Origin of the sequence: Vibrio sp. SCSIO 43086 (genome assembly GCF_051132235.1) — a bacterium.
Taxonomy (GTDB): domain Bacteria; phylum Pseudomonadota; class Gammaproteobacteria; order Enterobacterales; family Vibrionaceae; genus Vibrio; species Vibrio diabolicus.
In genome coordinates this window covers 3,243,578-3,260,254 of sequence record NZ_CP072677.1, presented here as the reverse complement: position 1 = coordinate 3,260,254, position 16,677 = coordinate 3,243,578, and the positions used below count along the sequence as shown (strand labels likewise).

The window sequence follows — 16,677 nt, the reverse complement described above, 5'->3', positions numbered from 1 at the left end:
AGGCTTAATGATTACTGAAGAGCAACTAGAACAACAATGCCTCGATTGGTTTAAAGAGCTAGGCTACCAATACCAAAATGGCTATGACATCGCACCAGATGGTGATACGCCTGAACGTGAAAACTATCAGCAAGTCACGCTACAGGCGCGTTTAGTCTCTGCCTTGGAAACCTTAAACCCAAATGTGCCCAGTGACACCTTAATCGAAGTAGCGAAAATCGTTGCCACACCGCAAACGCCTGTACTGATTAAAAACAACAAACTCTTTCACCAATATTTAATCGAAGGTGTGCCTGTTGAATACTCAGTAATGGAGCAAGAACAATGGGTGACCAAGCATACTCATGTTCGATTAATTGATTTTGAGAACCGCGAGAATAACGAATTCTTAGTGGTCAATCAGTTCACCATTACAGGCACCAAGGTCAATCGCAGGCCAGATGTGATTGTCTTTATCAATGGCTTGCCTTTGGCAGTGATAGAGCTGAAAAACCCAGCCGATGATCACGCCGATATTTGGAATGCTTACAATCAAATTCAAACTTATAAAGAAGAAATCGCTGATCTCTTTGTGTTCAATGAAGCGCTGGTCATTTCAGATGGATGGACGGCACGAGTCGGCTCGTTAACGGCTAATAAAGAACGTTTCTTGCCATGGAAGACGATAGAGAGTGAAGACGACAAGCCACTACTCGAATTCCAATTAGAAACCATGGTGCGTGGCTTCTTTAAGCCAGAATTGCTGCTCGATTACATTCGCTACTTCGTATTGTTCGAAAATGATGGCGACAAGATCATCAAAAAAATCGCAGGTTATCACCAATTCCATGCAGTCCGAGCTGCTGTTAAGGCAACCGTCACGGCTGCCACAACGTCTGACCAAATTACTGAGCCACGGGCAAATTACGCCAATACCGTGGTGCCCGGAAGTAAAAAAGCGGGCGTGGTTTGGCATACTCAAGGAAGTGGAAAAAGCATTTCGATGGTCTGTTACGCAAGTAAATTGCTGCAACAACCAGAAATGAATAACCCAACCTTAGTAGTGGTGACTGACCGTAATGACCTAGATGGCCAGCTATTTAACACCTTCACCATGGCGCAAGAAACGCTAAAACAGATTCCTCAGCAGGCAGAAGATCGTGATTCATTACGCGATTTACTGCTCAATCGTCAATCCGGTGGCATCATCTTCACAACCGTACAAAAGTTTGCGCTGCTCGATGAAGAAATGGCACATCCTGTCCTTTCTGAGCGCTCGAATATCGTGGTAGTTTCCGATGAGGCTCACCGCAGCCAGTACGGCAATAAAGCTCGCCTTGTTGATGTCAAAGACGAGAATGGCAATGTGATTGATCAGCGTTATGTTTATGGTTACTCCAAATACATGCGTGACGCGCTGCCAAATGCCGCTTTCATTGGTTTTACAGGTACACCGATATCGATGGACGATAAAGATACTCGCGGTGTGTTTGGTGACTATGTCTCTATCTACGATATTCAAGATGCGGTCGATGATGGTGCAACTGTGCCGATATATTACGAATCTCGCTTAGCCAAGCTCGATATTAATCAAGATGAAATCGAAGCGCTGAACGATCAGGTCGAAGAGGAAATTGGCGAAGATGAAGAAACAGAAAGTCGTGAGAAAATAAAATCACAGTGGTCAGCTCTCGAAAAACTCGTTGGTGCGGAGCCAAGAATCCAGCAGGTTGCTCAAGATTTGGTTGAGCATTTTACGACTCGCTGTGAAACCTTTCCGGGCAAAGCGATGATCGTTGCCATGAGTCGCGAGATTTGTGTCGATTTATACGATGCCATCGTGGCTATCAAACCCGAATGGCATAACGAAGATCCAAACAAAGGCGCGATCAAAATCGTCATGACAGGCAGTGCCGCAGACAAAGCTAAAATGCAGCCTCATATCCATGATAAAAAGACAAAGAAGCTGTTCGAGAAACGTTACAAAGATACCGATGACGAATTGCAATTGGTTATTGTGCGCGATATGTGGTTAACAGGTTTTGATGCGCCTTGTTGTCATACCATGTATATCGACAAGCCAATGAAAGGTCATAACCTGATGCAGGCGATAGCGCGTGTGAACCGCGTGTTTAAGGATAAACCCGGAGGTTTGGTTGTTGACTATATTGGTATTGCCAATGAGCTTAAAAACGCACTGAAGACCTATACCAATAGCCAAGGTAAGGGAAAGCCAACCGTTGATACCGCTGAAGCTTTCGCAGTCTTTATGGAAAAAATCGACGTAATTCGCGGTATGTTTGCCACGCCTGTTGATGGTGACATCTTCAACTATCGTCCAGGTTTTGAAACCAAACCACTGCAACTGCTTCCGGGAGCCGTGAACCATATCTCTGGTCTCTCACACCGCAACAGCAAAGGCGAAGAAGTTCGTGATGGCAAACGCCGTTTTCTTGATGTCATGGCAGCGCTTATGAAAGCCTTTTCTCTGTGTAATACTTTGGATGAAGTTGATGGTTATAAGAACGAAATAGCCTTTTACGGAGCTATTAAGACCGCATTCTTAAAACACTCTACGGTTGATACCAAACGCAGCGATGAACTCCGTAATTCAGCTTTGCGCCAGATCCTGAATAACGCGGTTGTTGCCGATGGTGTGGATGATATCTTTAAAACGGTTGGTTTAGATAAACCGAATATTGGCTTGCTCTCTCCTGAGTTCTTGGAAGATGTTGCCAATATGAAAGAGAAGAATTTAGCTGTTGAGCTGCTAGAAAAACTGCTGCGCGACGAAGTGAAAGCAAGAATGAAAAACGATGTGGTGCAGGAGAAAAAATACTCCGACCGGATTATGTTGACTTTGCAGAAATACCATAATCGCAACATTGAAACCGCGCAGGTGATTGAAGAGCTGATACAGTGGGCTAAAGAGATGCAAGCTGACGCTGAGATGATGGAAAAGCTGGGGCTTTCCACTGATGAAATTGCGTTTTACCGTGCATTGGTCACCAACGAAGCTTCTGTGCGAACCCTCGGCGATGACAACCTGCGTCAACTCGCCATTGAACTCACGCACCAACTGCGTAAGTCCGCTACGGTAGATTGGCAGAAACGAGAAAGCGTGCGTGCACGGATGCGCAACCTTGTACGCCGTTTATTGCGTCGCTGGAAATATCCACCTGATGCGGCTGAAGAGGCGATTAAGCTGGTTCTGGATCAAGCAGAAGTGCTGGCTGACGGGTGGTATGCGGCATGATTAAATGAAAGGCAAGGCCTGAGAGCCTTGCTTTGTCATATCTAGGCATAACTTCCATGATGTATAAATGAAAACCCTTTCAAAAAGAAATCGTTGATCATATTTCTCTCTTAATCAGCAACGATACGAGATAATAGGTTGCCGCACTTTTATCTCAAACTGACCATCTCATTCCTCGTAGTAATAAGTAAATTTATTTCAGATAGATATTATCTTCGTGCATACCTCAACGGTTTCATTTTTAGGAGCTTTTTATGCGCGAAAATAACTACTATTTTGATGGTCCTGTTACAGCAGATAAGGTGCTCGACGCGGCCGCTGAAATCCTTGCCACACGGGCTCTCCGAGGCGAACAATATTGCAATCCCGAAGCAACAAAAACCTATTTATCTTGCAAATTAAAACACCATGAAAGAGAGGTGTTTGCGGTGATGTTTCTAGATAATCAGCATCGCCTTATTGCTTTTGAAGAGCTCTTCTTTGGCACAATTGATTCGGCAAGTGTTTATCCCCGAGAAGTCCTCAAAGCGGCTTTAAAAATCAATGCCGCCGCACTCATCTTTGCTCACAATCACCCTTCTGGTGATGCCACACCTTCCCAAGCCGATAAACAAATTACGCAAAGGCTCAAAGAGGCTTTAGCGCTGGTGGACATTCGAGTTCTTGATCATATCGTGGTTGGTGATAGCGCCATCTCTTTTGCAGAAAGGGGGCTACTATGATCCAGAAAATATCGGGTGAACTGGAATTGCAGGATAGCTTTCATCAAGCATTGCTTTTGATAATCCAACGTTATTCGATTCCTCAACAAGCTCAACGTATGGTCCTGAACTGTCGACAAAAACGCTATTACCAGACGGGGCAGGGGCTGCATCCTATTGAAATTCAATTTCGTCGAACATCGGCCAGTGAAGATTGGCAGGTCGTCTGCTTAGCGAGTTTTTCTTATTCGGAAAATAAACCGAGTGAGATGGAGCCTGAACTCTACTTTCATCTCTTCAATCTTTGGTGTTATCAACCAGATAGCGGTGCTGCAAGTCTCGCACACCCGCAAGTGAAAGCGCTGTTAGATACATGGCTGAACGTGCTCTCTCGACACCTTACTCAGTCCCTCTTTGATGACATTCAGTTATCGATGATTCAAACCTTCGATGAACACCACTCATGATCACATTTTAACCTCGGCCACTTTTAGGAGATCTAGCCATGTCTATACTGAATTTTACGCCGTCAGTGCTGCCTGTTTCTAATAAGCTTCTGGCGTTATTAAACCAACATTGTCATGCCTCAATGGAATCAACACAGTCCACCAGCCATGCCCTCTCTATCCATTTTCGAGACAAAAGCTATAGCGCGGAAGAAGGGGGATATCATCCGGTTGAGATTGGCCTCAACATTGTGAATGGTAAAACGGTTGATATTCTCTACATTACCGATTTTGCGTATATGGGGAGCTATTATCCGGAGTTAGAGCGATGCATTGATTTTGACTTTGGCAATCAAGTCGCTTTTACCGTCGCCACGGGATGGCAAAGCATTCGCTCTCCAGGCATCGATGAGCTGTATCAAATGTGGGAGCAAAACTTTCTTCAGTACGTCGAATGGGAGTGTTACGACGACATTCAGATTTCTCATTAACTTTTATCAATCTAGCTAAGCTTTAACCTGCTGCTTTATATCTCCACCAAAGAATCAATCAAACTTCTGGTTGTGGTAATCCCAACTGTTCATCTCGCTCTGTCACTCTTTCTAATATCCAGTCTTGGACCTCGCTTTCTACCCAAGCCACGCTGCGAAAGCCCAGTGATACCGATTTAGGGAACTTACCCTCAGCCATGAGCTTGTACATGTACGCACGGCTCAAACCTGTATTATCCAGCACTTCTTTTAGTCGAATTAGTCTCATTTTTCTGTCCTCATGATTTGTTCGTCATAAGGAGGTAGCTAGTTGTAATTTTTCCGGACGCTAACTAAGGAGCGCTTATGTCCGAACAGCACGATCTTTTCACTACGCTTGAAAGCGAGATACGCCAGGCATCCCTCAATGAATGTACTCGCACCAAGTTACTCGATAACCTCAAACAAATGAGAGCCACCGAGCTCAACATTCTCATTACAGGAGCCACCGGAGCAGGAAAAAGCTCAACGATTAACGCTCTCTTTGACATGAGTGTTGCAGAGGTGGGAATCAGTTGTGAGCCGCACACTCAGGGTGTTACGCAATATCGTCTGAACAATCTTATTCTTTGGGATAGTCCTGGTCTGGGGGATGGTATCGAAGAAGACAAGCGCCATGCCCGCTTATTGAAAAATACGCTGAGAGCGAGAGATGAGCAGAACCGTTTCGTGATTGACTTGGTACTTGTGATTCTTGATGGTAGCTCACGCGATTTAGGTACACCTATCGGCTTGATTAACGATGTGCTTATTCCTGCATTAGGCGAAGACGCACAGCACCGTTTAATCATCGCCATTAATCAAGCCGATAATGCGTTAAAAGGAAATCAAGCCTGGAACTACGAAAGCAATACACCGACATCCGTGTCTAAAACTTATCTTGAAACCATGGTGCGCTCGGTTCATCGACGCGTATTGCGTGCAACAGGGGTTTATCTAAAGCCCGTCTACTACGTTGCGGGGCACTGTGATGGATTGGCCAAGCAACGGCCCTATAACCTTTCCAAGTTGCTGTATTTGATTGTTGAACGTTTACCAAAAAATAAACGGGTCTTACTGGCGAATCGCACGCTTTCCCCTCGACATGAGAATTGGAAAGACAACGATGCCAGTGATTACAACAAAAAAACCAGTCTTAGTTTGTGGGAGGCAATCTTCGACACGACGACTCAAGGTGCGCAATACGGTGAAGAGATAGGAAGTGTGTTTGGCACGACAGGTAAGCACCTGGGCAAAATTATAGGCGGTGCACTAGGGGCATGCTTAGGCAGTTTACGCTATCTCTTTGGCTGGTAGATAAGCGCCACTACGGTTACATCTCTCAAAGCCAACCTCTCTTCGACATAAGTTGTCGCAACCACCTTTTAATATCAACTCATTGAATAATAGATAAAGGATATCTCTCATGAAACCTATTGTAATTACCGCAGCACTAACACTGCTTATGACCTTTACTGCGTCTGCTGAGGGCTACAAAGTCGAATACAAAGACATCAACACCCGATGGGGACCAAAGACGAAAATATATGTAACGTCCCTCTTTGACTACTCGACTGTCTTCGGGATCGAAGTTAACCGAGGTAACTGTGAAGTCGCTAGACCAGAAACACCAAAGATTACCGTCAACAAGAATAAGTACAGCCAATCTGAAGAGTTACTCAAAAACATGAGCAACCCTGATTACAAAAAGCCCTCCAGTAACAACAAGTCTAATGGTGTGAAATGGCTTCCTTATCCCGAAGTGGATTTGAAGTACGGAGAGTCTACTGGTTATGTCACTACAATGCCCTGTAGAGTCCTACAAATTGACATTCACTCTAGTGAAGGGAGTTACCGCTTTAATGCGGATTAAACAACTGAAAGGCCACAGGGGCCTTTCTTTTTTTTGTAAACTCAATAGCGACTGTAACCGAAGCTTCTTCCGTTCCCAGGTAGTTTGCTTTCTTTTTTAGCAAAGTAACTAACACGGTAAAAGGCTTGATTGTATTGATTCTCATAGAGCTCTTTATCGCACCTCTTATTGATTTCACACGTGCCGTTCTCAGCAAAATGAACCGCACTACTTACTTGTTCAACCGAAAGACCAGTTGCACTTGCCCAAGCTTTAGCAATCATCCCTGAAACGTATTCTCCCGTAACATCATTGTAAGGCCCCATTCCTTGAAAAACATCACCATTTAGTAACACAGCAACGTGATAGTGTGGATGCTCTGATTTGACGGCCTCTTTGCACCAGATAAATCGTGGCTTAGAGTGGCGGTTGTGCGTCTTACGTTTTAGGTAAGCATACATAATCGCTTTGAAGGATTCTTGAAATTTTGTGATCTGCTTACTTGATACTTTCTCGCTTGAAAAGCCTTGGGGATATCTCAAATCGAAACGAAGAAACAACGTTCGAGGGTATTGGTCTAGAGCCCTATCAAAAGTGCTTTTAATAGCTAAAAGGCAGGAAGGTATTAGAGGTCCTTTCTTGGAGTATACCGGTAAGTCCATATCATCAATGGTGAGTCTTTCTGTATGTTCAAGATAATTGTTCATTTCTATCATTCCTATTGGTTAGTGTTCTCAATAGGTAGATAGGTTGTTGTAATTAATTAGATAAGATTCATATAAATACTATTATTACCGACAGTCTTTCACTCCATTCCTCCAGCCACGTATCTTTGTTCAACAAGGCTTCCAGTGGCTTCAAAACTTGCAAAAGTTACTCTGATAAAAACTACCCATCAGTTTGGCGAAACGCCTCTTTCCTTTTCAAAAAAACAGACATCAAACGATGTCATTTTGCCAATCACGTCATGCCTGAGCTTACGCTGTCACATAAGAACAGGTCTAATCTCAGTGATTTCTCAATGAAAAGGCTATGATAACCTTGCTAAAGCTAGGTTTGGCGGTGGATCTTCTTTCATATTTATACTTGAAAAACACCTTAAAAACATTTAAAAAATACCTAATAAATACTTTAAAATTACTGAGTAATAAATGGCTGGTGTTGTCGAAAATATAAATGTAGATAGTGACCCTAGGTTTCTTTTTGATGTGAGCTTTGAGCTAAACATTGTAAGTAATCAGGATGACATCGACTTAAGAATAGACATTGCGAAAGATGCGGTTAGGAAGGGTAAAGTCGAAGATCTCAAGCAAAAAAGAAACCGCTTTGCAGAAAGTAATGTCGCTTTGAGTGAATATGAATGGATTGATTTTAGAGATTACGAGACATGTTATTTTGTCTGGTACTTCATGCTGCTCGGTTTTCGTTGCAAGACCAATAACACTAAGCTGTTAAACAGGAATCTGAACATGGATTTCAAGACGGTTTTCGCTAACAGTCACTTAGGTCGTATCACTACTATTACAGTGCCGAGCTTTCGTGAGAATAACTCTAAGTCAAAGATGCATACTATTCTTTATTTACATTACTTGTTTTCAGAAAATAAAGTTGATGCAAAATCACAGAAAGAATTGTTGTATGCTCTCAAGAGGAGATATCTTGAGTTTAGGCAATCAGCATTCTTCAAACTAACTTTGGAAGACAATAGAGACAGGGCTCAATGGACAGAAAGTAGGCTAGAGAATGACGGCATTTTTCTACCCATTGAGATTCCTGTTAGTGCAAAAGCGCATAGCTTATCGTTAGCGATATCGTTCTTTTTTTGGGACCAAAGCTCTCAGTTTTCAATAAATACCTCAGGTGAGGAGTACATTGTTGGCAAAAGTGTGTACGTTCATAAACTGAATCTTTCATGGAATCAATATAAGCATAGAGAGAAGAACAAGCTTAAAAAGGTTAAGGCCTACAGTTTTGAGATGGAGGAGTCTCTGCAAAAGAAAATTGATCACCTGTCTAAAGCACTTGATATGAAGAAAAACAAACTTATTGAGTATCTCATCGAGCAGGAGTACACCAAGCAAACTAAAAAATAGCCTAGATGTTTTAGTTCTCAGAACGGATTGGTTATGAAAATGAGCGCGTACTGATTTCTGATTTTAGTTATGTCCGAAACAAAAACGCCACGAGCAAAGCTGGTGGCGTTGACATCAAATCCAATCATAGCAATCGAGCATTTTAGATGCTCCCGTACCCCAAGCCGTACCCAGAGTGATTTTTGCTACAATTAAAAGCCGTTTAATCCCTTACTTAATGCGCTCTAGCAGTACACCTGCTTCCATGTGGTGGGTATAAGGGAATTGGTCAAACAGAGCAAAACGCGTCACGTTGTGTGTTTCGCATAGAATGTCCAAGTTCTCTTTTAGAGTCTCAGGGTTACAAGAGATGTACATGATGCGCTCGTAACCTTGCACCATTTTACAAGTATCGACATCCATCCCAGCACGTGGTGGATCGACAAAAATCGTGTTGCAGTTGTAGCTCTTCAGATCCACACCTGCATCTTGTAGACGACGGAATTCACGCTTACCTTCGATCGCTTGAGTAAATTCCTCTGCTGATAGACGTAAGATTTGTACGTTATCAATCTTATTGGCAGCGATGTTGTACTGTGCAGATACAACCGATGGTTTAGCTAGCTCAGTTGCCAGGACGCGGTCGAAATTCTGTGCCAGCGCCAGCGAGAAGTTACCGTTACCACAGTAAAGTTCTAGTAGGTCGCCAGTGCTTTCTTGGGTGCAGTCGACCGCCCATTCCAGCATCTTCTCTGCGACTTTGCCGTTCGGCTGAGTGAAGCTGTTCTCAACTTGTTGGTAGATGTAGCTCTGACCATTTACATCGAGCTTCTCGATCACGTAGTCGCGGTCTAGGACAATCTTCATCTTACGAGCACGACCAATGATGTTTAGGTTGAAGCCTTCATCATTTAAGCGCTGTTTAAGGGCTTTCGCGTTTTCAATCCACTCTTCATCAAGTTGGCGATGGTAAAGGAGTGAAACCAGAATCTCACCATTTAGCGTCGATAGGAAATCCACCTGGAACAGTTTACGACGTAGCGAGTCGTTGTCTTTCATCGCTTCAACCAATAGCGGCATCAGGTCGTTGATCAGACGGCTTGCTGCAGGGAATTGGTCAACTCGGTATTTCTCACGAGTTTCTTGGTTGAACATGATGTAGTAAAGATCTTCGCCTTCATGCCAAACACGGAACTCAGCACGCATGCGGTAGTGCTGCTCTGGTGATTCAAACACTTCCAGTTCTGGCATGTTGTATGGCGCGAACATATCCGTGAGACGTTCGACTTTTTCAGCCAGTTGTTCTTGGTAGCGTTGTGGATTTACATCAAGAGTAGCCATGATCTTACCTTTTATGGTGCATTCAATTTAAGAGCGCAGATTTTATTCAATCTCAATAGGATGTCCAGTTTTGTACTGGAATTGATTTAAAGATAGTGCGTACAGACAGAGTAGAAAGCAAAATCAATCAAAACGTTACAACTTGTAAGGGCAATATTGGCTGGACAAATAATCAATAGCTGAATAATATTTGCCTCAAGCTGGTGCTATCTAGCAATCTAGATGGCTGAAATGGGAATCTGGTGTGAATCCAGAACTGACGCGCAGCGGTAAAAGAGAACGAACGCTCATCAGACACTGCATTAGTTTATGTGGGAAGTCGAGCAAGTAGGCGGTACACCCGTGCTCTTGAGTCCGAATACCTGCCAGCAACTGAGCCACAGCACTGGACTGTCATGACGACAGGGCTCGGAAGGAATTACGCGATTTAGGACAATACAATGAGAAAATCCGCACTGGCGATCACTTTGGCATCGCTGCTTTCACCTGTCTCTTATCTACAGGCCCAAGAAACCTCTACTGACGAAACCATCGTTGTTACTGCAAACCGTTTTGAGCAAGCCGAAAGCCGTACGTTGGCAGATGTCGAAGTGGTTACTCGACAAGACATCGATCGCATTCAAGCGAAAACCCTACCAGATGTATTGCGTCGTCTTACGGGGATTCAAGTTTCACAAAATGGTGGCCGTGGTCAGTTAGCGTCTTTATTTGTTCGTGGAACCAGTTCCGACCAAGTTTTAGTACTGGTTGATGGCGTACGTTTTGCACGAGCAGCGAAGGGCGCTGTGGACTTTAACCAAATCCCACTTACTTACGTTCAACGGATTGAGTACGTGCGTGGTGCGCGTGCGTCACTTTATGGTTCAGAAGCGATTGGTGGCGTGATCAATATCATCACCATTGCGCGTGCTGACGAAGAAGGAACGAAGTTAAGCGCAGGTTTAGGTAGCTTAGATTACCAAGAATTGAGTGTGGCATCTGGCATTAAAGTCACAGAGAGCGGCCAGCTGAATATCGCGCTTGGTAGTGAAAGTGATGATGGTTATAACGTTCGTCCTGTACCTGGAGTTAATGACGGCGATCGCCATGGCTTTGATACAAAGAATGGTCTGCTAGGTTACGTGCATAACTTCAATGACCAGTGGTCTGTATTTGGTAACCTACGTGCTTACGAAAATGTTTATCAATATGACAGCAGCTACGGCAGTCGCGGTTACTACGAAGCAGAAAAAGACGATCTTTCTGTCACTCTGGGCGGTAAGTATCAGTCTGATAATGTGATGTCAGAACTACAAGTAACGGCACAGAAACAGAAGTCTTGGAACTATGAGCAAGTAAAAGGCAAACACTCAGGTACTGAAGATGAACTTGAGCAGCAAAATGTCCAGTGGACCAACAGTTACTTGCTAAACAACAATACGACGTTTGCTGGTGGTATTGATTGGCGCAACGAATCTTATAAAGACAAGAGTGCGAATAAAACGTTTGATCGTACCAATGGCGCTCTGTTTGGTATGGCAACCACCAGTATTGATAAAGCAATGCTTGAGGGCAGTGCTCGTTTGGATGATAACGAAGAATACGGTAGTGAGTTCACTTACAGCTTAGCGGCTGGTTACCAGTTTGTGCCAGAGTTTGGGGTTAAAGCTTCTTTTGGTACTGCGTTTAAGGCTCCAAACCTATATCAACAGTATGACCCAACATACGGTGAGAAAGATCTGAAGCCGGAAGATTCAGATGCTTGGGAGCTAGCATTCAGCGGTGATGTCCAAGGCGTTTTTTGGTCCGTCACGGGTTATGACTATAAAATCACGAATCTTATCGATTACCATCCAACCACATACAAATATTTGAATGTCGATGGTGAAACACATATCCAAGGTGTGGAGCTTGTTGCTGAGTTTGATACAGGGATTGTGCAGCACCAGTTGAGTGCGGATTACAAAGATGCTGAAGATGATAAAGGGCATCAGTTGCAGCGCCGTGCTAAAGAAATGTATAAGTGGAACGCTTTAGTGAGCTTCGATAAAGTGGACTGGTCGGTTAGCTATCAGTACGTAGGTAAGCGTCCAGATGTGGATTACAGCACTTGGCCTTCACAAGATATCACGCTTTCTTCTTACTCGTTGATTGATACGGCTGTGACTTACTATCCGAATGAGTCGACCTCTATTAGCGCTCGTATCGATAATCTATTTGATGAAGAGTATGAGATGGCAAAAGGTTACCCTGCCGCAGAGCGAGCGTACTATCTAAACGTTGGCTACGAATTCTAATCGTGAATGAACACAAACCGCCTTCGGGCGGTTTTTAATATTTTGTGATGGAAAATCGAATGACGAAACCTAAGCAAGTGGTGATCAGTTGGTCCAGCGGTAAAGATTCGACATTAACGCTTGAGCGCCTTAACGAGAATCCAAATTATCAAGTTGTCGGTTTGTACACGACTTACGTAGGGAAAGAAGTCCCTTTCCAAGCAACTCCGCTTGAAGTCGTACAAATGCAAGCCGACTTACTTGCGCTTCCGCTCATTACTATCGAGCTACCTGAAGTCTTTCCAAGTAACGACATTTATCAATCGACCATCGTTAATGCATTACAAAGTAGTGGTCTGAATATAGAAGCTGTCGCATTTGGCGATATGTTTTGCAATGGCATTGCCGAGTATCGACGCAGCTATATTGAACCTGCTGGTTGGGAGTGCGTCTTTCCTCTATTAGGGGAGAGCAGCGAAAAGCTAGCGATGGAAATCATAGAGCGTGGTATTCAAACTATGTTGATCACCATCGACGGAAGTGTTCTCCCTCCAGAGTGGTGTGGTAGCTGGTATGACAAAGTCCTAATAGAGTCATTACCAAGTCAAATTGCTCCCTGTGGGGAAAATGGTGAATTTCACACACTGGTCACGTCTTCGCCGTCTTTTCAAGGGCATATCGAGCTGACGAAGCGAGATGTAGAATCTGGAGATAGATTCAGCCATCAAAGATACCATGCTAAAGCATTGCCAAAACAAATCTAAGCAGTATGATCGCAACGTTTCTGTTCTTTAGGTAAGGCTCGTGCGAGTAGCAAGTAAGAAAAAAGTCCTAGTTTTTGACTCTGGTGTTGGTGGTCTTTCTGTATTCCAAGAGATACATCGCCTATTGCCGCAGCTTGACTACTTATACTTATTCGATAATCAGGCTTACCCTTATGGTGAGCTCGATCAGGCTGTACTCATTTCACGAGTTAACCAACTGGTCTCTTCATTAGTCGAAGAACACCAAGTCGACATTGTTGTCATTGCTTGTAATACGGCAAGCACCATAGTGCTTCCTTCCCTACGCGAAAATTTATCTATTCCCGTTGTTGGTGTTGTCCCTGCGATTAAACCCGCATCGCTTTTAGCATCAAAAGGGGTGGGGCTGATCGCCACGCCGGCGACAGTCACACGCCAATATACTCACGAGTTAATACGAGACTTTGCGCAAGGCAAACCAGTTGAGCTGTTGGGATCCACTCGCTTGGTGGATATGGCCGAAGAGAAGTTGCGAGGCAACAGCGTTTCTCTAGACGAACTGACAAAAATCCTGCTTCCGCTTCGCGATAAAGTAGACGTTGCGGTGCTCGGTTGTACTCACTTCCCTTTAATCAAAGAGGAAATTCATCAAGCTTTGGGTGAGGACGTTACTTTAATTGATTCGGGTGCAGCCATTGCACGTCGAGTAAAAGCATTACTATTAAGTGATGAAATTGAGGATACGGAAGAGGGAAGTAAGTCGATTTATGCCAGTGCAACTCCTTGGCAGGAAGATGCACTGAACATTTGTTTAAAGGAGCTAGGTTTTAATCCTGTTCTGGTTTACCACCATCCGGGTGTTTAGGATCGTTCGCAATTCTCACTTTTAGCGTTCTCTCCATATATTCCTTTTCATTAAGTTTAGCGATAGCTGGCTTGGCATCTGCCGCAGCCATCACGACAAAACCAAACCCTCTTCTTTTTCCAGTGCGCTTATCTTTCATTAAGCGTACTGCATAGACCTGTCCATATTCAGCAAACAAATCGCGAACGTGACTCTCATTGGCCTTATAAGGAAGGTTGCCGACATACAGAGTTTTAGTTGATGGATCCGAGTCTGTTGATTGAATAGAAGGTGTCTGGCTAGAAAATGAAAATAAAAAAGCAGTAGCGATAACACCAATGAGAAAACTCAAGGCTGGTGGGATGGTGACTTGAGAGAAGACGATTCCCCCAACGACGGCCAGCCCAGCACATAAAATCAGATTTTTTTTAGACGTCATTTTAATTACTACACATAGTGATAAAGAGATCGATTGTCCATTAACAGAATAGACACATGAATCTTACGTATATGGTTGGTGTTTTTCCAACCAATTGCTGTGATATGTCTCAAATGTGACGAAGAAATATGCAAATATCACGCTTTTGGCTAACTAATAACCTGTTGAAAGTTTTTTTGCAAAAAACGCTTGTACTAATTTCTCAACTCCCTATACTGCGCATCCACCGACACGGAGTGAGACGAAAGTCACACAGCGAGTCGGAAGTGAGAGAAAAAGAAATTTGAAAAAAATGCTTGACTCTCTCACGGTGCGGAGTAAGATACGCACCCCTAACGACGAGCAACTAAGTTGCTGGATAAGTTAGAAAAGCTCTTTAAAAATATAAACCTATCAATCTGTGTGGGCACTCGTTGATGATAATCCAATTAGAAACTTCGGTTTCAAATTAGGTTTCAATGAAACGAAGTGACCATTGAATCTTCGGATTCAGCACAGTCAATTCAAACATTACTTTATGTAATGTTCAGTATTCATTGAGCCGAACAAAATCTTAAATTGAAGAGTTTGATCATGGCTCAGATTGAACGCTGGCGGCAGGCCTAACACATGCAAGTCGAGCGGAAACGAGTTATCTGAACCTTCGGGGAACGATAACGGCGTCGAGCGGCGGACGGGTGAGTAATGCCTAGGAAATTGCCCTGATGTGGGGGATAACCATTGGAAACGATGGCTAATACCGCATGATGCCTACGGGCCAAAGAGGGGGACCTTCGGGCCTCTCGCGTCAGGATATGCCTAGGTGGGATTAGCTAGTTGGTGAGGTAAGGGCTCACCAAGGCGACGATCCCTAGCTGGTCTGAGAGGATGATCAGCCACACTGGAACTGAGACACGGTCCAGACTCCTACGGGAGGCAGCAGTGGGGAATATTGCACAATGGGCGCAAGCCTGATGCAGCCATGCCGCGTGTATGAAGAAGGCCTTCGGGTTGTAAAGTACTTTCAGTCGTGAGGAAGGCGGCGTCGTTAATAGCGGCGTTGTTTGACGTTAGCGACAGAAGAAGCACCGGCTAACTCCGTGCCAGCAGCCGCGGTAATACGGAGGGTGCGAGCGTTAATCGGAATTACTGGGCGTAAAGCGCATGCAGGTGGTTTGTTAAGTCAGATGTGAAAGCCCGGGGCTCAACCTCGGAATAGCATTTGAAACTGGCAGACTAGAGTACTGTAGAGGGGGGTAGAATTTCAGGTGTAGCGGTGAAATGCGTAGAGATCTGAAGGAATACCGGTGGCGAAGGCGGCCCCCTGGACAGATACTGACACTCAGATGCGAAAGCGTGGGGAGCAAACAGGATTAGATACCCTGGTAGTCCACGCCGTAAACGATGTCTACTTGGAGGTTGTGGCCTTGAGCCGTGGCTTTCGGAGCTAACGCGTTAAGTAGACCGCCTGGGGAGTACGGTCGCAAGATTAAAACTCAAATGAATTGACGGGGGCCCGCACAAGCGGTGGAGCATGTGGTTTAATTCGATGCAACGCGAAGAACCTTACCTACTCTTGACATCCAGAGAACTTTCCAGAGATGGATTGGTGCCTTCGGGAACTCTGAGACAGGTGCTGCATGGCTGTCGTCAGCTCGTGTTGTGAAATGTTGGGTTAAGTCCCGCAACGAGCGCAACCCTTATCCTTGTTTGCCAGCGAGTAATGTCGGGAACTCCAGGGAGACTGCCGGTGATAAACCGGAGGAAGGTGGGGACGACGTCAAGTCATCATGGCCCTTACGAGTAGGGCTACACACGTGCTACAATGGCGCATACAGAGGGCGGCCAACTTGCGAGAGTGAGCGAATCCCAAAAAGTGCGTCGTAGTCCGGATTGGAGTCTGCAACTCGACTCCATGAAGTCGGAATCGCTAGTAATCGTGGATCAGAATGCCACGGTGAATACGTTCCCGGGCCTTGTACACACCGCCCGTCACACCATGGGAGTGGGCTGCAAAAGAAGTAGGTAGTTTAACCTTCGGGGGGACGCTTACCACTTTGTGGTTCATGACTGGGGTGAAGTCGTAACAAGGTAGCGCTAGGGGAACCTGGCGCTGGATCACCTCCTTATACGATGATTATTGCGATGAGTGTTCACACAGATTGATGGTTTTGAAGCGAAAGCTTCGAGCTGTTATTGCTCTTTAACAATTTGGAAAGCTGACAAAACAACAATTTATTGTTGTTTGTAAAGTTCTCAAA

At 44.6% G+C, this 16,677-nt stretch carries 14 protein-coding genes, 1 rRNA gene and 1 riboswitch; of the genes, 11 read left to right on the top strand and 4 right to left on the bottom strand.

The genetic code is table 11. The features are described from left to right. Window positions 1-7: 7 nt before the first annotated feature. The 4 genes from J8Z23_RS15445 to J8Z23_RS15430 all read left to right on the top strand — a co-directional run bounded on the left by J8Z23_RS15445 (window position 8) and on the right by J8Z23_RS15430 (window position 4,873). Window positions 8-3,235, top strand: a complete 3,228-nt coding sequence (locus J8Z23_RS15445) for a type I restriction endonuclease subunit R (protein WP_258615185.1) — start codon at window positions 8-10, stop codon at window positions 3,233-3,235. A 254-nt stretch (window positions 3,236-3,489) separates the two neighbouring features. Further along, entirely contained in the window at window positions 3,490-3,957 is a 468-nt protein-coding gene (radC, locus tag J8Z23_RS15440; protein WP_046874363.1) for a RadC family protein, read from the top strand. Next, the gene (locus tag J8Z23_RS15435; protein WP_258615183.1) at window positions 3,954-4,403 is read left to right on the top strand and encodes a DUF2787 domain-containing protein; all 450 of its coding nucleotides are present in this window, start codon (window positions 3,954-3,956) and stop codon (window positions 4,401-4,403) included. The genes radC and J8Z23_RS15435 overlap by 4 nt, the downstream gene beginning before the upstream one ends. Window positions 4,404-4,441: 38 nt before the next feature. Continuing rightward, complete coding sequence (locus tag J8Z23_RS15430; protein ID WP_046874361.1) at window positions 4,442-4,873, top strand: DUF2787 family protein; 432 nt, start codon at window positions 4,442-4,444, stop codon at window positions 4,871-4,873. Window positions 4,874-4,931: 58 nt separating this feature from the next. On the opposite strand, the gene J8Z23_RS15425 is transcribed toward J8Z23_RS15430, so the two are convergent. After that, complete coding sequence (locus tag J8Z23_RS15425; RefSeq protein WP_104969920.1) at window positions 4,932-5,141, bottom strand: helix-turn-helix transcriptional regulator; 210 nt, start codon at window positions 5,139-5,141, stop codon at window positions 4,932-4,934. Window positions 5,142-5,218: 77 nt separating this feature from the next. Here J8Z23_RS15425 and J8Z23_RS15420 point away from each other — a divergent pair, with 77 nt between their 5' ends. Continuing rightward, the gene (locus tag J8Z23_RS15420; protein ID WP_104969919.1) at window positions 5,219-6,208 is read left to right on the top strand and encodes a GTPase family protein; all 990 of its coding nucleotides are present in this window, start codon (window positions 5,219-5,221) and stop codon (window positions 6,206-6,208) included. Window positions 6,209-6,317: 109 nt separating this feature from the next. Beyond that, the gene (locus J8Z23_RS15415) at window positions 6,318-6,764 is read left to right on the top strand and encodes a hypothetical protein (protein WP_104969918.1); all 447 of its coding nucleotides are present in this window, start codon (window positions 6,318-6,320) and stop codon (window positions 6,762-6,764) included. A 41-nt stretch (window positions 6,765-6,805) separates the two neighbouring features. Here J8Z23_RS15415 and J8Z23_RS15410 read toward each other — a convergent pair whose 3' ends face one another. After that, complete coding sequence (locus J8Z23_RS15410) at window positions 6,806-7,450, bottom strand: inovirus Gp2 family protein (protein ID WP_104969917.1); 645 nt, start codon at window positions 7,448-7,450, stop codon at window positions 6,806-6,808. Window positions 7,451-7,894: 444 nt separating this feature from the next. On the opposite strand from J8Z23_RS15410, the gene J8Z23_RS15405 reads away from it, so the two are divergent. Continuing rightward, on the top strand, window positions 7,895-8,836 hold the full coding sequence (locus tag J8Z23_RS15405; protein ID WP_104969916.1) for a hypothetical protein: 942 nt from the start codon (window positions 7,895-7,897) through the stop codon (window positions 8,834-8,836). Between the two features lie 210 nt (window positions 8,837-9,046). On the opposite strand, the gene trmA is transcribed toward J8Z23_RS15405, so the two are convergent. After that, the gene (trmA, locus tag J8Z23_RS15400; protein WP_301659806.1) at window positions 9,047-10,156 is read right to left on the bottom strand and encodes a tRNA (uridine(54)-C5)-methyltransferase TrmA; all 1,110 of its coding nucleotides are present in this window, start codon (window positions 10,154-10,156) and stop codon (window positions 9,047-9,049) included. Window positions 10,157-10,342: 186 nt separating this feature from the next. After that, window positions 10,343-10,540: riboswitch (cobalamin riboswitch) on the top strand. A 56-nt stretch (window positions 10,541-10,596) separates the two neighbouring features. Here trmA and btuB point away from each other — a divergent pair. From btuB to murI, 3 genes are read left to right on the top strand one after another with little or no spacing between them, the layout of a single operon-like run. Next, window positions 10,597-12,432, top strand: a complete 1,836-nt coding sequence (gene btuB / locus J8Z23_RS15395; protein ID WP_301659805.1) for a TonB-dependent vitamin B12 receptor — start codon at window positions 10,597-10,599, stop codon at window positions 12,430-12,432. Window positions 12,433-12,491: 59 nt separating this feature from the next. Further along, entirely contained in the window at window positions 12,492-13,175 is a 684-nt protein-coding gene (locus J8Z23_RS15390; RefSeq protein WP_434634180.1) for an ATPase, read from the top strand. 40 nt (window positions 13,176-13,215) lie between these two features. Continuing rightward, window positions 13,216-14,019 (top strand): glutamate racemase, encoded by an 804-nt coding sequence (gene murI, locus J8Z23_RS15385; protein WP_012841305.1) that lies wholly within the window; start codon window positions 13,216-13,218, stop codon window positions 14,017-14,019. Here the strand turns inward: murI and J8Z23_RS15380 are convergent. Further along, a complete protein-coding gene (locus tag J8Z23_RS15380; protein WP_031780357.1) occupies window positions 13,982-14,437 on the bottom strand; it encodes an RNA-binding protein in 456 nt (151 codons plus the stop codon). The genes murI and J8Z23_RS15380 overlap by 38 nt on opposite strands. A gap of 555 nt (window positions 14,438-14,992) precedes the next feature. On the opposite strand from J8Z23_RS15380, the gene J8Z23_RS15375 reads away from it, so the two are divergent. Continuing rightward, a 16S ribosomal RNA gene (locus J8Z23_RS15375) occupies window positions 14,993-16,545 on the top strand. Window positions 16,546-16,677 lie beyond the last annotated feature (132 nt).

What these genes read in the sequence shown, in the direction of transcription:
- J8Z23_RS15445 (WP_258615185.1), top strand. Translation starts at nt 8, where the DNA reads ATGATTACTGAAGAGCAACTAGAACAACAATGCCTCGATTGGTTTAAA.
- radC (WP_046874363.1), top strand. Translation starts at nt 3,490, where the DNA reads ATGCGCGAAAATAACTACTATTTTGATGGTCCTGTTACAGCAGATAAG.
- J8Z23_RS15435 (WP_258615183.1), top strand. Translation starts at nt 3,954, where the DNA reads ATGATCCAGAAAATATCGGGTGAACTGGAATTGCAGGATAGCTTTCAT.
- J8Z23_RS15430 (WP_046874361.1), top strand. Translation starts at nt 4,442, where the DNA reads ATGTCTATACTGAATTTTACGCCGTCAGTGCTGCCTGTTTCTAATAAG.
- J8Z23_RS15425 (WP_104969920.1), bottom strand. Translation starts at nt 5,141, where the DNA reads ATGAGACTAATTCGACTAAAAGAAGTGCTGGATAATACAGGTTTGAGC.
- J8Z23_RS15420 (WP_104969919.1), top strand. Translation starts at nt 5,219, where the DNA reads ATGTCCGAACAGCACGATCTTTTCACTACGCTTGAAAGCGAGATACGC.
- J8Z23_RS15415 (WP_104969918.1), top strand. Translation starts at nt 6,318, where the DNA reads ATGAAACCTATTGTAATTACCGCAGCACTAACACTGCTTATGACCTTT.
- J8Z23_RS15410 (WP_104969917.1), bottom strand. Translation starts at nt 7,450, where the DNA reads ATGAACAATTATCTTGAACATACAGAAAGACTCACCATTGATGATATG.
- J8Z23_RS15405 (WP_104969916.1), top strand. Translation starts at nt 7,895, where the DNA reads ATGGCTGGTGTTGTCGAAAATATAAATGTAGATAGTGACCCTAGGTTT.
- trmA (WP_301659806.1), bottom strand. Translation starts at nt 10,156, where the DNA reads ATGGCTACTCTTGATGTAAATCCACAACGCTACCAAGAACAACTGGCT.
- btuB (WP_301659805.1), top strand. Translation starts at nt 10,597, where the DNA reads ATGAGAAAATCCGCACTGGCGATCACTTTGGCATCGCTGCTTTCACCT.
- J8Z23_RS15390 (WP_434634180.1), top strand. Translation starts at nt 12,492, where the DNA reads ATGACGAAACCTAAGCAAGTGGTGATCAGTTGGTCCAGCGGTAAAGAT.
- J8Z23_RS15380 (WP_031780357.1), bottom strand. Translation starts at nt 14,437, where the DNA reads ATGACGTCTAAAAAAAATCTGATTTTATGTGCTGGGCTGGCCGTCGTT.